Annotated in this window: 14 protein-coding genes; 1 reads left to right on the forward strand and 13 read right to left on the reverse strand. The window is 61.8% G+C overall.

Going from position 1 to position 14,222, the window contains the following annotated elements; translation table 11 throughout:
• Nucleotides 1-24 precede the first annotated feature (24 nt).
• The 5 genes from IQ26_RS26275 to IQ26_RS26295 all read right to left on the reverse strand — a co-directional run bounded on the left by IQ26_RS26275 (nucleotide 25) and on the right by IQ26_RS26295 (nucleotide 5,657).
• A complete protein-coding gene (locus tag IQ26_RS26275; RefSeq protein WP_145721288.1) occupies nucleotides 25-1,014 on the reverse strand; it encodes an ABC transporter permease in 990 nt (329 codons plus the stop codon).
• Nucleotides 1,015-1,033: 19 nt separating this feature from the next.
• Entirely contained in the window at nucleotides 1,034-2,575 is a 1,542-nt protein-coding gene (locus tag IQ26_RS26280) for a sugar ABC transporter ATP-binding protein (RefSeq protein ID WP_145721289.1), read from the reverse strand.
• 98 nt (nucleotides 2,576-2,673) lie between these two features.
• The gene (locus IQ26_RS26285; RefSeq protein ID WP_145721290.1) at nucleotides 2,674-3,705 is read right to left on the reverse strand and encodes a substrate-binding domain-containing protein; all 1,032 of its coding nucleotides are present in this window, start codon (nucleotides 3,703-3,705) and stop codon (nucleotides 2,674-2,676) included.
• 257 nt (nucleotides 3,706-3,962) lie between these two features.
• The gene (locus IQ26_RS26290) at nucleotides 3,963-5,303 is read right to left on the reverse strand and encodes an SGNH/GDSL hydrolase family protein (protein ID WP_240547243.1); all 1,341 of its coding nucleotides are present in this window, start codon (nucleotides 5,301-5,303) and stop codon (nucleotides 3,963-3,965) included.
• Between the two features lie 150 nt (nucleotides 5,304-5,453).
• The gene (locus IQ26_RS26295; RefSeq protein ID WP_145721291.1) at nucleotides 5,454-5,657 is read right to left on the reverse strand and encodes a hypothetical protein; all 204 of its coding nucleotides are present in this window, start codon (nucleotides 5,655-5,657) and stop codon (nucleotides 5,454-5,456) included.
• Nucleotides 5,658-5,709: 52 nt separating this feature from the next.
• On the opposite strand from IQ26_RS26295, the gene IQ26_RS26300 reads away from it, so the two are divergent.
• Complete coding sequence (locus IQ26_RS26300) at nucleotides 5,710-5,958, forward strand: type II toxin-antitoxin system prevent-host-death family antitoxin (protein ID WP_145721292.1); 249 nt, start codon at nucleotides 5,710-5,712, stop codon at nucleotides 5,956-5,958.
• Between the two features lie 381 nt (nucleotides 5,959-6,339).
• Here the strand turns inward: IQ26_RS26300 and IQ26_RS26305 are convergent, their stop codons facing one another.
• The 8 genes from IQ26_RS26305 to nanR form a co-directional block, all read right to left on the reverse strand.
• A complete protein-coding gene (locus IQ26_RS26305) occupies nucleotides 6,340-7,434 on the reverse strand; it encodes an ABC transporter ATP-binding protein (RefSeq protein WP_145721293.1) in 1,095 nt (364 codons plus the stop codon).
• Between the two features lie 11 nt (nucleotides 7,435-7,445).
• Nucleotides 7,446-8,294, reverse strand: a complete 849-nt coding sequence (locus IQ26_RS26310) for a carbohydrate ABC transporter permease (RefSeq protein ID WP_145721294.1) — start codon at nucleotides 8,292-8,294, stop codon at nucleotides 7,446-7,448.
• Nucleotides 8,294-9,235: a carbohydrate ABC transporter permease gene (locus IQ26_RS26315; protein WP_145721295.1), complete on the reverse strand. Its 942-nt coding sequence runs from the start codon at nucleotides 9,233-9,235 to the stop codon at nucleotides 8,294-8,296. Before IQ26_RS26315 ends, IQ26_RS26310 begins: the two co-directional genes overlap by 1 nt.
• A 112-nt stretch (nucleotides 9,236-9,347) precedes the next feature.
• On the reverse strand, nucleotides 9,348-11,003 hold the full coding sequence (locus IQ26_RS26320) for an extracellular solute-binding protein (protein WP_145721296.1): 1,656 nt from the start codon (nucleotides 11,001-11,003) through the stop codon (nucleotides 9,348-9,350).
• A gap of 117 nt (nucleotides 11,004-11,120) precedes the next feature.
• Nucleotides 11,121-12,173 carry an NAD(P)-dependent oxidoreductase gene (locus IQ26_RS26325; RefSeq protein WP_145721297.1) on the reverse strand — a complete coding sequence of 351 codons (1,053 nt, stop codon included), beginning with the start codon at nucleotides 12,171-12,173 and terminating at the stop codon, nucleotides 11,121-11,123.
• 13 nt (nucleotides 12,174-12,186) lie between these two features.
• A complete protein-coding gene (locus tag IQ26_RS26330; protein WP_145721298.1) occupies nucleotides 12,187-12,963 on the reverse strand; it encodes an HpcH/HpaI aldolase family protein in 777 nt (258 codons plus the stop codon).
• Between the two features lie 50 nt (nucleotides 12,964-13,013).
• Nucleotides 13,014-13,319, reverse strand: coding sequence for a putative quinol monooxygenase (locus IQ26_RS26335; protein ID WP_145721299.1), 306 nt, complete (start codon nucleotides 13,317-13,319; stop codon nucleotides 13,014-13,016).
• Nucleotides 13,319-14,026, reverse strand: a complete 708-nt coding sequence (gene nanR, locus IQ26_RS26340) for a transcriptional regulator NanR (protein ID WP_145721300.1) — start codon at nucleotides 14,024-14,026, stop codon at nucleotides 13,319-13,321. The genes IQ26_RS26335 and nanR overlap by 1 nt, the downstream gene beginning before the upstream one ends.
• Nucleotides 14,027-14,222 lie beyond the last annotated feature (196 nt).

A 14,222-nucleotide genomic window follows, 5' to 3' on the forward strand; every position in this document is an offset into this window, starting at 1 on the left:
GGTGCTCAATTCTCGCGCTGCGGCTCAGGATTTCCTGCTGTGCAGGAAGTGGTCAATCGATACCGCCGCAAGCAGGATGCATCCCTTGATCATATCCTGCCAATACACGGAAACGTCGAGCAATATCAGCGAACTTGTGACGACGGAGAGCAGCGCCATGCCCAATATGGCGCCGAAGATGGTGCCCGAGCCGCCATTGAGCGATGCCCCGCCGATCACGGCCGCTGCGATGATGTTGAGCTCCATACCGGCGCCGAAGGTCGGGGTCGCAGCGCCGAAGCGCGACATGTAGATGACGCCGGCAAAGCCCGCGAGAGTCGAGCAGAGAACCGTGACCCAGAATTTGACCTGCTTGGTCTTGATACCCGAAAATTGGGCCGCCTTCTCGTTGCTGCCGGTATAGAAGACCTTGCGGAAGGCGGTGGCGCGCCGAAGCAGGAAATCGAAGATGGCCACGACCACGACAAAGATGACGATGACATAAGGCACATTGCCGAAGCTGCCCTGGCCGATCGCCTTGAACCCGGGCGGCAGGGTGAACAGCGACAGCGGGGTTCCCTTGGTGATGACAAGGCAAAGACCGCGCACGATCACCATCGCCGCCAGCGATGTGATGAAGTGATTGAGCCCGATGACGGTCACGAAGAAGCCCATCGCCGCGCCGACCAGCGCGCTGGCACCTATGCCGATGAGGCTCGCGGTCCACGGGTCCAGTCCCATCAGAAAGAGCGCGCCTGACACGACCATGGAGAAGCAGACCACCGATCCGACGGAAAGGTCGATGCCGCCGACGATGAGGAGTATCGTCATGCCGACCACGACGATGCCTTCAATGGAGAAGCTCATCAGCATTGCCCGGAAATTTCCCCAAGTCAGGAAATGCGGCGAGGCGAATGTCATGGCGATGCAGAGCGCCAGCATGATTGCGATCAGCCCCGCCTCGCGCATTGACCCCAGCCGCAGCCCGTTGCGCCGGCCAAGTCCCGGGGCGCTTGCCTTGATTTCGGCGTCCATGAGGGTTCCTCCAGTCTGTCTAAGCGACATTCTGCGCCTGCCTTGCGTTCGATGATTGCCGCCGGACACCCGAAGCCAGCAGCATGATCGCCTCTTCGGTCAATTCGTCCGCCCCGAGTTCGCCGACGACGGCACCTTCGTGTATGACAAGCACCCGGTCGCTGAGCCCGATCAACTCCGGAAGCTCGGATGAAATCACGATGACGCCGACGCCCCGATCGGCGAGGTCGCGAAGCAGGCGATGAATATCCACTTTGGCGCCGACATCGACACCGCGTGTGGGCTCGTCAAGAATGACCACCTTGGGACCAACCGAAAGAAGCCTGGCGATGGCTACCTTCTGCTGATTGCCACCACTGAGCGTCGACACCTGTGCCTCGATGCCGCCCATGCGCACACCGTGACGCTCCACCAGGTCGGTGGCTTGCCTTGCTTCGGCGCGACGATCGAGCAGCCCAAGGGGCGTGGTCAGTTTCCGAAGGTCCAGCGCGGAGATATTCGACGCAACCGACAGGTCCAGGAACAGGCCCGACGCTTTGCGGTCCTCAGAGAGGTAGACCAGGCCGGCGCGCACGGCATCGCTATAGGTCCTGATGCTGACTGGCTCGCCATTGAGCTCGACCGATCCCGACAGCTTCGGACGCAAGCCGCAGACGGTCTGGACCATCTCGCTGCGGCCGGCGCCAATCAACCCGCCGATGCCAAGAATTTCGCCCGCACGAAGCGCGAAGCTGACACCGTCGCAACCCTCGCGATAGGCGAGATCTGCGACCGACAGCACAGGGCGGTCGGTGCGCCGTTCAGGCGAGAGCTTTTGCGGATAGAGCTGCGTGATTTCGCGCCCGACCATCTTGCGCACGACATCACTGGGAGTGACCGAAGCGATAAGATCGGTCGCTACATATCTGCCGTCACGAAAGACCGTAACGCGGTCGCACAGGTTGAAGATCTCGGCCATGCGGTGGCTGATGTAGACAATTGAAATTCCGCGCGCCTTGAGATCGCGCACGATTGCGAAAAGGCGCCGCGCCTCGGTCTCGGTCAGAGCGGCTGTCGGCTCGTCGAGCATCAGCACCCGGCATTCGAGCGCCAGCGCCTTGGCGATTTCGACAAGCTGCTGGTTGGAAATCGAAAGGTCGGCGACCGGCGTGTCGACCGGGATCGGCGCCAGCAGGTTCATTATCTTCTGCGCATCGGAGTTAAGCCGGCGAAAATTCATCAGCGGCGCGCGACGATTGTTGATGGCCGCCATGAGAATATTCTCGGCGACAGTGGCATCCTGGCACAGCGCGATTTCCTGGTGGACGAGACCTATGCCAAGCCGCTGCGCGGCGGATGGCGATGCGATGGTGACGTCCTTGCCTTCGAGACGAATGGTGCCTTCGTCGGGTTGCACTATACCGGCGATGATGTTCATCAGCGTGGACTTGCCCGCGCCATTCTCGCCACACAGCGCGTGAATTTCGCCCCGCCGCAGCGTGAAACCGACCCCGGTCAGCGCTTTGATGGCGCCGAAAGATTTCGATATGTCGCGGATCTCAAGAATGGCGGCGGCGGTCACTGCGTCCCCCCCCTGCAGCGTTGATATTGACCATTGCCCGGTCGACGGGGCGCGAGCGCCCCGCCCGCTTCGAGCATCTCCGAAGAGCCCGAAGGACCTTATTCCTCGATGCCCTTGGTGCCGCGCCGATTGAGGTAGGCATCCCAATAGAAATCGTCGGCATTGTCCGCAGTGACGATGGAAAAGCCGTTGTCGACGAAAGGCACGCCCATGCCGTTGAACCCCGACCGCCGCGCGTCGTTCATCGGATCGATCAGCTCAGGATGCTTGGCCAGCCACAGCAGCATGAACCCCATGTAGCCCTGCATGCCCTGGTTGGGATTGACCGAGCCAAAGATTTCGCCGGCCTTTATCATATCGAGGATCTTGGCGTTAACGTCGGCCAGCATAACACGGATCTTGCCGCCGCCCTCCTTGGCGGCCTGCGCGGCGCCGATTGCCGAGTTGGCTTCCGGCATGAACACGGCGCCCAGGTCGGGATGCGCTTGGGCGAGGCTGAGCACGGCCTGATAGGCCTTCGTCGCATCCTGATTCGACGCTGCGCGGCCGACGAGCTTCATCTCAGGCCATTTGGCTTCCATGCGGGCAATGAAGGCGGCGATGCGCTTGTCGTGATTATCCTGTCCGGGGTTTTCGAGGACCGCATATTCGCCCTTGCCGTCCATCGCCTTGGCAACTGCGTCGGCGGCATAGGTGCCTTCGGCGACGTTGTCCGAAGTGATGTAAGATACTCGTTTGGAGTTGGGCGAATCCGCGGCGAATGTGACCACTGCCGTTCCCTGGTCTATGGCCCGATTGATGGGCTCGATGAAAGGATCGGAGTTCATCGGATGCACCAGGATGCCCGCCGGCTTCTGAGCCAGCGCCTGGTCGAAGGTCGCTATCTGCTTATTCACATCGTATTCGGGCGTGCCGGTATATTCGGTCTCGCAACCGAACTGCTGGCCAGCCTGCTTGAACATCTCGTAGACCGGGAACCAATATTCGACGCCGGAAACCATGACGTTCATGACGTATTTTTCACCCGGCTCGCATTGGAACGGGTTGGCGGCCTGGGCGGCGGCGTGGCTTGCCGCCAACACAGTGGTGGTAGCTGCCGACATGGCAAGCATGCTCAAAAATTTGCGCAAGAGTCCTCCCCCGGCCGAAGCCTGGTCAATTGGGCGGTCGGACACTTGCGTGCCGCCGCTTTTGGTTGATGACACCGAACCTCCTCCCGAGGCTCAGCGGTTGATCATTCGCAGCAGTTCGCCCGACTGTCAATAAAATTCATGCACGGAAATATATTTCACAACCTCTTGTCGGAAATTTGCTGGAAGCAAACCGGCGATCAGGGCGAACCGACCTTGCTGCGGTGCCCGAGCAGCGCGGCAAGGTCAGCAGCGGGCTATTTAGCTGGTCCCAACAGGAGATCGAGATCGACCGCGTCCGCCATCGCCTTGTATCCCGCGTCGTTGGGATGGAGATTATCGCCGCAGTCGTAGTCGTCGCGCAGGTATCCCGGCTTGGCCGGATCTTCCATCACCTTGTCGAAGTCGACCACGCCGTCAAAGCCGCCGCCGGTGCGGATCCATTCGTTCACAGTGGCGCGTATCTTTTCCTTCTCGGGTGTGTAGTACCCTTCGGTAGGGAGCCCTTTGAAGGTGTCGGCGAAAGGGGTCAACGTCGCACCTACGATGCGTACGCCATGGGCATGCGCGCGGTCGACGAGTTGTTTGTATCCGGTGATGATGTCTTCGGCGGTCGGTTGCTTGTCGTCCGGCGTGATTGCATTTTCGCCGGGCCAGCCGATATCGTTGATGCCCATCATCACGACGACGGTCGAGACATTGGGATGGCTCAGGACATCAGAATCGAAACGTGCCAGAGCATTGACACCCATACCGTCGGTCAACACGCGATTGCCCGAAAAGGCTTCGTTGACCACCGCGACCTTGCGGTTGGCCTCCTGCAATCGCTTGGCGAGATGGTCTGGCCAGCGATTGTTGGCGTCGGGAGTCGAGCAATTCCCATCCGTGATGGAATCCCCGAAAAACACAACCGCCTGGGAATCCGGCGCGGCATCAACCCATATATCGCTCAGAAAAAGGCGTGATTTGAGTGTGCTGTCAGCCTTGAACGCGGCGTCATTTGTGAAGTTGCCCGGGCCGGAGATGTAGGCGGTTTGCACACCATCCCAATGCACCGCCGAGAGCGCCGTCTTCTTCGGCAGGAAGATGCTGACCGAGATATCGGAAAGCGCTTCTGCCGGGAGGTCGACGGGGTCGCTGAGCATCGGGGCTCCCGCCGGAATGACCACAGAACTCTTGCCGCCCCATGTGATGGGCTTCAGGGTCGCCTGATCGACGGCGCCGTCCTTGCCTGCTATTGCTACGCTGCCGGCACCGATAGTCAGCGGCTTGGCGCTAAAAGCATTCGACAGGACGACCCGGACGCTGTCGCCTCCAACACTGATGCGGGCAACTTGGCGAACGGTCTGGTTCTCAAGCACCTCCGGCACTGCGAAAGGCGCAGGAAGATCATCCGACCAGCGCGGAGCAGGCGTGGCAGCCCAGGTGGTGATCCAGTTTCCCATTTCCGCGGCTTGTGCCCCGAAACCAGCGATTGCCGAACCGGCCGCCACGGCCGCACACATGAGGATGGTCGGATGTCGACGCCGTTTCCTCCCTGCTGCGGGAAGCATCGACGAAACTTTACCTGCAAAAATAAAAGGCCTGTTGAGCCGCATTTTCATCTCCTCCTCGAGACTTGCTCTCAATGCCGCCGCCGGCCTCATTATGACGGGCTGCCCAGGAAATGAAATTGAACTTCCGTTGCGATCTTGGACCAGCGTCACGAGCAAGATGTCCGACTGTGGCAAAGGGTTGCCGCCCGAAAGCTAATCCTGATCAAGATGGTTGCCGGCAACGACCCCGGCAAGACACGTTGCCGGGTCAATGGCGTCGTCGATGACGATTTCCGGGTCAGACGCGACAATGCCGATCGAACACGCTTCATCGCCCGGGCAGACCAGTTGCGCAACGCGGACAATGCCCTCGATGCTCGCTCCGCCACCAGACCCGTGGCGTTTCGTCTTGCCCATTTTAGCTAACATCCCTAATATATGGGCAAGTCATCGTCAGGAGCGTGTTACCATGCGCAGCTTTTCTCTCACAGATCTCAGCAACAAATCCGGCGAGGTTGTCGAAGCCGCCTACAGCGCGCCAGTCGACATCACCCGCCGAGGCAAAAGGAAGTTTGTCCTCATGACCGCAGAACAATATGACCGCCTCCGCAAGGCCGACGATCCTCGTCGGGTCTATGCCGCCGGCGAAACCCCCGACGATCTGGCTGACGCCTTCGCCGCCGATCTTGACAGACTGGCGACTGGGGGAAGGCTATGAGGAATAACGCCGACCTGCTGAAACACGGCAGCATCTTCTACTACGCTTACGTTTTTAGGTGGCAAGTCGAATTGGGCCGAAAGGAGGGCGAAAAGGATCGGCCAGTCTACGTTCTCTCCGTGATCAAAAGTGCCGACGCATGTCGGTCTTCTCGCGGTCTCTGCTACTCCTCCCAAATCCGGCCAGGTCGCCATTGACAACGCCGGCGCGACCATCTGCACTCGCGCGGCCGTGATGAGAGCATTGCGGCCGAACACGTCCTCCGTCTCGAATGCGTCCTGAAAACCCTAGAATGGGTCCTTATGTCCTTCCTCACCTCCCCTTCCACTCATTTCCGACGATTCGACAGCTGCAAGCCGGCCACAAGCGGAAGCTGCCTCGTCAAATCGCTCGCTCGGTCTTAGCGTCGAAAATGGAGGCCCGGTTCATGTTGATGTCGATCGGCAGCCTCTCGCCGGGACGGCTGACGTCGTGCGCCTGCAGTTCCGCCATCACAGGCGAGCCGGCGAGACGGAAGGTCGCATAGCTGCGCGAACCGGTCGGCTGCAGCAGGTCGATCGTTGCGTCGTAGCGAAATGTGCCCTGCGCAGGTGCTGCTGCGTGCGCGCGAGTCAGATGTTCCGGCCGCAGCCCGAGCAGCACCGGCTGTCCATCGGTGGCGCCATTGAGGGTCCGGCCGGGTGCGACCGGAAGCAGCGCATCGGCGAGCCGGATGGCGGCAGCGCTGCCGTCCAACTTCAGCGTGCCCGGCAGGAAGCTCATGCGCGGCGAACCGAGAAAACCAGCGACGAAGGTCGAGGCTGGGCGCTCGAACAGGTCGAGCGGCGCGCCCTGCTGCTCGATCAGCCCGTCGCGCATCAGCACGATGCGGTCAGCCAGCGTCATCGCCTCGATCTGGTCATGCGTGACGTAGATCATCGTGGTGGCGATATCCTGGTGAAGGCGCTTGATCTCGCCGCGCATTTCGTCACGAAGCTGCGCGTCAAGATTGGACAGCGGCTCGTCGAACAGGAAGATGCGGGGATTGCGGACTATGGCGCGGCCGATGGCGACGCGCTGGCGCTGTCCGCCGGATAGTTGACGCGGAAAGCGCCCGAGCAGCGGGGTGATGCCAAGCATGCGCGCCGCCTCGGCGACGCGTGCCTCCACCTCTGGCTTCGGCATCTTGCGAGCCTTCAGGCCGAAGCCGATGTTTTTCGCCACGCTCATGTGTGGATAGAGGGCATAATCTTGAAACACCATTGCCACATCGCGGTCGCGCGGTCGGAAATCGTTGACCACTTCGCCGCCAATCTCGATCGTTCCTTCCGAACTCTCCTCCAGCCCTGCAATGGTCCGCAGCAGCGTACTCTTGCCACAGCCGGACGGGCCGACCAGCACGGTGAACTCGCCATCGCGAATGTCGAGGTCTATGCCGCGCACGGCATGGAAGGCGCCGTAGCGCTTGTGCAAGCCGGTGATCCTGACTTCGGCCATGCCGACCCTTTCTATCCGCGAACGGCGCCGAGCGTCAGCCCGCGCACGAGATGTCGTTGAGCAAGGACTCCCAGTGCGATCGACGGCACGAGGGAGACGATTGCAAGGGCTGCCGCCTCGCCATATTGCGCGCCCTGGAAACCGATGAAGGCGCGGAACACCGTTGGCAGCGTGAAAGCAGTGCGGCTGGTCAGGATCAGTGCGAAGAAGAACTCCGTCCAGCAGGCGATGAAGGCGAAGACGGCCGCCGCGACGATGCCGGGCGCGGCGAGCGGCACAGCGACGCGCCAGAATGCCTCCCAGCGCGTGCAGCCGTCGACGAGGGCCGCCTCCTCCATCGATTTCGGCATGCCGCGGAAATAGGCGAACATCATCCATACCGATACCGGCAGCGTGAACACCGTATAGGCGATGATCAGGCCAATATGCGTGTCGTAGAGGCCGACGCCGCGATAGATCAGGAATACCGGCAGCACGATGCCGATGGGCGGCAGGAAGCGCTGCGACAGCACCCAGAAGGACAGATGCTGGCCGCCGGTGTTGTAGCGCGCCAGGCTGTAGGCCATCAGCGTGCCGAACAAGGCCGAGAGCACCGTTGCCGACAGTGAGATGATCAGGCTGTTGATCAGCCCGTCGAGGCCGCGATAGGCGAACAGCGCGGCTTCGTAGTGGACAAGCGTCGGCGCGCTGGGGAACCAGACCGGCGGCACGGTGAGGTAGTCGTCGCTCGGCTTGATTGACGTGTTGAACATCCAGTAGAGCGGCCACAGCACGAAGAGCAGGAAGAAGCCGAGCAGCAGGATGCGGCCCACGGGTATCGACCGGCGTTTCGGGCGGCGGACTGGCGCGACAGCGGCCATCAGACCGGCTCCGCCTTCAAAAGGCGCCGCACCAGCAGCGTCACCACGAGCGCGGTGAAGATCAGGAACAGCCAGCTTCCGGCGGTCGCCTGGGACAGGTGGAACTGGGTGAAGCCGACCGTGTAGAGATAGTAGGACGCCGTGTAGGTCCGCGTACCCGGCCCGCCGCCGGTCATGATGAAAATAGTATCGAACATGCGGATGGCGTCGAGCAGCCGAAAGGTCAGCGCCAGCAGCATCATCGGCGCGAGATGCGGCAGGGTTATCGCCCAGAACGCCTGCCAGGCATTGACGCCGTCGAGTTCCGCCGCCTCATAGAGGTTCGGCGGAATGGCGGTCAGCCCGGCGAGCAGGATGACGAACATGAATGGCGTCCACTGCCAGACATCGGCGATGATCAGCGAGACATAGAGCCAAGGGGCTTCGGTCATCCAGCCGATCGTCACCTCCTGCCCCAACAACTGCGTCAAAATGTAGTTGGTCGGCCCGAAAGGCCGCTGCAGCAGCAGTGTCCAGGCCTGGCCGACGATGACCGGGCTGATGAACAACGGCACGATCAGGATCGACATGATCACGCCGCGGCCCGGAAAGCTGCGCACCATGGTCAACGCCACCAGAAGGCCGAGCACGAATTCGATGGCGACGCTGACCCCCGACAGCCACGCTGTCAGCAACAGCGACCAACGCGCAACGGGATCGAACACGACCCGCTCGAAATTCTTCAATCCGACAAAGCCGTGGCCCGGCACCTGGAAATCATAGTTGATGAAGGATACGACCAGCGAGAACAGCAGCGGATAGATCGACAGCGCCAGGATCAGCAGCACGGCTGGCGCGACCAACAGCCATTTGAAGTGGCGATCCGCCCATTGTGCGAAGCTCGACAGCCGGGGCGGGGCGCCGGCGGCCTTCATGCGACTGACGGTGGCGGTGTACTGCATTGCTATATTCCGAAGGCGCCTTGCGGTTGCGACGAGGTGTTGCGAGCCAAGCGCCCGCAACACCGATTTTGATCAAGAGAACCGGCCGGCGTCCCCGACGCAGGCCGAGGCCTCACAGGGTGACCGCCATGCCGAGCTTCTCCACCGTGTTGTCGGCGGTAGCGCCCGGCAGTTTCAGGAACTCGGTGTAGAATGCCTTTTGCGAATCCACGCCGAGCCGGTCGGTCGTCTCGTTCCACTCGGCCGCCGCCGTTTCCAGCGATGCCTTCGGATCGGCACCGGCCCACACGGCAGTGCACATGCGGTCGATGCTCAGGAAATAGTCCTGCGCGCCGGGCATGATCGGGTCGAGGAGGCCGACATTGGCCGAGTTGTTGAGGTTGCTGAGATACTCCTTGGCGCTCGGGAACAGCGCGCCGTAGAGCTCGGACTTGAAGTGGGAGATGCGGTAAGGATCGCGCAGCGCATAGGGCAGCATGCAGCGCGCAAGCGAGACGGGTGGCGAGCATGCCCACTGCATGAACAAGTAGGCCGCTTCGGGGTTGGCCGAATCTGCCGACAACGCCTTGTTGTAGCCGGTCGCATGTTCAGGATTGCCGGGCACGACCGCGTAGCCAACCTTGCCGGCGATTTGTGATTGCGGGATGAAGTTGATTGCAGTCGCCGATTGCGAATAGTTTGCGGCCATCCGGCCTGACGGCGGCCAGGAGTAAATCATCGCCACCTTTCCGGTGAGGAACGCCGCCCACAGCGAGACGGCGTCGAGCTCGTTGTTGCCGGGGATCGACGCCGCATTGGCCGCAATCATGTTCTGCAGCGTCTTGACGCCGGCATCCGAAACCAAGCCGGCTTTCATGTCGTCGCCGAACAGTTTTCCGCCGTTGGCGCGGTACTGCTGCAGGAAATCGAACTGGTTGCCAGGGCTGCCCGCTTTGCGGAAATGACCCGCGCCATAAACGTTGGGCGCCATTTGGTCGGTGATAAACTGGGCGATCTGGGCATACTCCTCCCAGGTCTTCGGCGGTCCCAGTTTGGCGTTGAACTTGGCCTGGTATGCCTCCACCATCTTCGGATCCTCGAAGATGTCCTTGCGGTAGTAGAGAGCGAACATGTCGCCGTCGTCGAAGAAGCCCCAGATCTTGCCCTTGTAGGTCGGCAGCGCCTTGTAGAGAGGATGATAGTCCTCGAGGTCGGTCGGGTTCATGTATTTGGCGATGTAGTCGTCAAGCGGTGCGATGACGCCGCCATCGGCGAGCGACGGCGTCCATGCCGGCGAGATGTCGAGGACGTCATAGGCGCCTGAGCCGGCGATGTGCTCGGCCACCGCCTTGGAGTACTGATCCGGGTTCGACAGTTCGACCACATTCGACTTCATGCCCGTAAGCTGCTCCCACATCGGTCCACTGAAATTGCGCGGATCGAGCGCCTGCAGGCCGGCCTCATAGGTCATGTTGAGCGTGACACCCGAATGCGCCTTGGCCGCCTCGACCGCGCGGAAGGCGGAACCGTCCGCTGGCCCTTCCATCGACGCCTTCATGGCCGCGACCTGTGCCTGGCCGAGCGGCGAGCCGGCATCCGCGAGTTCGAGCTTCTGCTGGGCCAGCGCCCAATCCGTCATCATGCCGAGGATCGGGCCGGACGCCGCCAGCATGCCGGTCATCTGGCCGAAGCGGGTTATGAAGGTTCGGCGGGTGGTCTCGCCGCGCATGAAGGCGTCGACCTCTGCTTCGAGGCCTGCCTGAAAGTCACGTTTTTCATGATCGTTCATAGTGGTTGGTCCTCCCATGTTTCCGTTTGCGTCACTCGTCCGCGGGCGCGGCGGTCGAGTATTCCTCCCGTGAAGCCGCCGCGAAGAGCCGCAGCGGCGCGCCGAATTCTCGTACTCCTAGGTCCCGAAGCGGACGGCGAAACCGGCCAACCGATCCTTCCATGCTTCTGTCGAAAGGACCTCGCGATTGACCACGCCGCGCGGTTCGCGCCCGTGCTGCACCTCGATCACCGCCTTGACGTCGGCGGCACCGTTGCCGGCAAAGCACTGGTCGGTCCAGCACAGTGCGTGCGGCGCCAGGATAACGTTGTCGAGCCTGAGGATCGGATCGTCGGCGTCCGGCGGCTCCTGCTCCAGCACGTCGAGCCCCGCGCCGGCGATGCGGCGCTCCTGCAGCACTTTCGTCAGCGCCTTCTGGTCGACGATCGGGCCGCGCGCGGTGTTGATCAGGTAAGCCGTCGGCTTCATCAGCGCGAGCCGCTCGGCATTGACGATGTGATGGGTCTGAGGCGTCAGAGGACAGCTTACCGACAGCACGTCGGCGCGGCGGAACAGATCCTCCAGACCGACCAGTTCGATGCCCAGTTCGGCAGCGACTGTCCTGTCGGCGAATGGATCATGGGCGATGAAATTCATGTCGAAGGGCTTCGCCATGCGAAAGACCTCAGCACCGATGTTGCCAATGCCGAGCGACCCCAGCGTCCGCCCGACCAGGCCGACGCCCATATGCTGCGAACGCTTGTCGAACCCATGAGCTCCCTTGCGGGTCAGGGCGTCCTTGATGAGCAGTTTGCCGGTCAGTGCCAGCATGAAGGTGATGACGGATATGGCGACGGGCCGCCGCACGCCGTCGGGCGTGATGACGAGCGCGATGCCGGCGGCGGTGCAGGCCTCGACGTCGACGGTATCGTAGCCGACCCCGAAGCGGGCGACGACGGCCAGGCGACCGCTCTTGGGGACACTGGTCGCATCGAAGCGATGGGCAAGCAGGATCAGCGCATCGAAATCCTCAAGCTGCTCGGCACGCAGCGGATTGTTCGGCTCCAGGAATGCCATTTCGACGCCGGGCGCATTGCGCAGCGGCTCCAGGTCGAAGTCGGGATAGGTCGGCGAGCCGTCCGGCTTGCGGAAATCACCGGAGAGCGCCACCCTGAACATTGCGTTGGCCATCGTCTCCTCCACCTCACTCGCAGCCGGCCCGGATCTTGGAGACCGCGTCGGCCATCGCATCGTGCAGGACCCAGACATCGCCCGAATAGCAAATGAAATCGAAGCCTTGTTTGTAGAAGTCGTGCCCCTGCTGCACGTTGGGCACCAGGCGTCCGAGCGATTTGTTGTGCTTCTTGGCGGCCGCAACGATCCTGTCCATCGCATCGGTAAAGGTGGGATGGGCGAAGTCGCCGGGAACGCCGAGGGAGACCGACAGATCGAAATGTCCGACCCATAGACAATCGACCCCTTCCAGTCCCGCAATGCCGTCGATGTTCTTGACGCCGTCGGCGGTCTCGATCAGGCAGATGAACACCGAGCGCTGGTTGGCTGCTTCGAATTTATCTTTAACCGAGCCCGGACGGTAGCGGTCATGCGCGATCTGCAGGGCCACGCCGCGAGCGCCAGCAGGGTGGTATTTCATGGAATTGATGATGTGCTGCGCCTGTTCGACGGTGCTCACCATCGGCGCAATCAGGCCTTCGGCGCCCATATCCATGGCGCGGGCGAGGAAATGGTAGTCTTGAGACGGCACACGCACCATCACCGGCAGGTCGGCCGCCTCGAAATAGCGGATCGCGCTCTTCACTGTCTCCAAGCTGAAGCCCGAATGCTCCATATCGAAGAAGACGAAGTCGCAGCCGGCGGACTTGAGAATGTGCCCGATTCCCGGCGTCGCGAACTCCGCGACGAGCGTGCCGAGCTTGACCCGCCGGTGAGCGGCTAACGCCTTGAGACCTGGCTGCGACATGCACTTCCCTCCCCTTTCGCCCAAACCGGCGCTAACCGGCTATGCTTCCTTCAAGGTGTCGCCTCGAGAACGAGATCGCAGATCGTCACCAATTTGGTGTCGACGAGCGGCGCGCTCTGCGTGTTGAATTCGTCGAAATGAGCCGTGCGGCAGTGTTCGTCGAAGGCGGCCTCGCTGTCGTAAATTTCGTAGAGCACGATCCGGTCCGGTTCGCCGCGCGCCTCCGTCACGTCGAAGCGGCGGCAGCCGGCCTCGTTGCGCACCGACGCGGTCGCATTGGCGTCGACCAGCTTTCGGAAGCTGTCTCGGGCGCCCGGCTTGAGGCGGAAATCGACCCAGACGACGAAGCTTGTCATCACTTGGGCCTCGCGATTTCCAGGTAGCGCCTCGATACATATTCCAGATGCCTGCGCATCGCCGCTTCGGCCCCGTCCGGATCGCGCGCCGCGATCGCCTCGAAGATTTCGCGATGGGCCTCGTAGGCCTTGCGGTCTTCACCTTTGGCCAAAGTCGTCCGCCGCTGTTCGAGCAGCCATTCGGCTAATGCCGCGTGGATGGCTGTGAAGATTCGATTGCGGGTGATCACCGCCAGCACGTAGTGGAAGTCCACGTCCGTACGCTCGAAGCGCGTGAGGTCGCCGATCGACTGCCGGTTTATCTCAAGCGCCTCCTTGAAGCTTTCAATGTCCTCTGCCGTGGCATTCACAGCGGCGTTGCGGGCAAGCCCGACCTCGAAAAACAGACGCGCGCTCTGGAAATCGTGAACCCCGCCGGGGGCCGAAATCATGTGCCGTGCCGGCCCTGAGAGGGCGTCGATCACGAATTGGGGTGTGGGGCGGGTGACACGGGCACGCTCGCCGGACCTCACCTCGACAAGGCCCATCTTGCTCAGATGCAGCAGCGCCTCACGGATTGAGGGGCGCCCGACCCCGAACTGCCGCATGAGTTCCCGTTCCGACGGGAGTCGGTCGGCTTCGGCCAACTCTCCGGTGCGGATCAGCCGCTCGAGATGTTCTACGACCTCGTCGGAAAGCTTCCGCTGTTTGATCTGAACCCCAATCACGTGGCATACCTTTTATACCAGGTGAGCACGCTATTGCCGTAATGCCCCTATGTCAAACAGAACTCATGTCGACAAAGGCTCATAGCCAAGCGCGGCAGCAGCTTGTCTGGCAGGCGTTTCCAGATGCTCCTTGCAAATCGTCTCGACGAGGCCATGCAGAACCGAGCGCCGCTCCCCCGAAGCTATTCAAACGTCT

Origin of the sequence: Mesorhizobium tianshanense, assembly GCF_007830515.1 — a bacterium.
Classification (GTDB): domain Bacteria; phylum Pseudomonadota; class Alphaproteobacteria; order Rhizobiales; family Rhizobiaceae; genus Mesorhizobium; species Mesorhizobium tianshanense.

Excerpts from the sequence above, each read along its gene's own strand:
- IQ26_RS26300 (WP_145721292.1), top strand. The coding sequence starts at position 5,710 with ATGCGCAGCTTTTCTCTCACAGATCTCAGCAACAAATCCGGCGAGGTT.
- IQ26_RS26320 (WP_145721296.1), bottom strand. The coding sequence starts at position 11,003 with ATGAACGATCATGAAAAACGTGACTTTCAGGCAGGCCTCGAAGCAGAG.
- IQ26_RS26335 (WP_145721299.1), bottom strand. The coding sequence starts at position 13,319 with ATGACAAGCTTCGTCGTCTGGGTCGATTTCCGCCTCAAGCCGGGCGCC.
- IQ26_RS26275 (WP_145721288.1), bottom strand. The coding sequence starts at position 1,014 with ATGGACGCCGAAATCAAGGCAAGCGCCCCGGGACTTGGCCGGCGCAAC.
- IQ26_RS26295 (WP_145721291.1), bottom strand. The coding sequence starts at position 5,657 with ATGGGCAAGACGAAACGCCACGGGTCTGGTGGCGGAGCGAGCATCGAG.
- IQ26_RS26325 (WP_145721297.1), bottom strand. The coding sequence starts at position 12,173 with ATGGCCAACGCAATGTTCAGGGTGGCGCTCTCCGGTGATTTCCGCAAG.
- IQ26_RS26315 (WP_145721295.1), bottom strand. The coding sequence starts at position 9,235 with ATGCAGTACACCGCCACCGTCAGTCGCATGAAGGCCGCCGGCGCCCCG.
- IQ26_RS26290 (WP_240547243.1), bottom strand. The coding sequence starts at position 5,303 with ATGCGGCTCAACAGGCCTTTTATTTTTGCAGGTAAAGTTTCGTCGATG.
- IQ26_RS26330 (WP_145721298.1), bottom strand. The coding sequence starts at position 12,963 with ATGTCGCAGCCAGGTCTCAAGGCGTTAGCCGCTCACCGGCGGGTCAAG.
- IQ26_RS26310 (WP_145721294.1), bottom strand. The coding sequence starts at position 8,294 with ATGGCCGCTGTCGCGCCAGTCCGCCGCCCGAAACGCCGGTCGATACCC.
- IQ26_RS26305 (WP_145721293.1), bottom strand. The coding sequence starts at position 7,434 with ATGGCCGAAGTCAGGATCACCGGCTTGCACAAGCGCTACGGCGCCTTC.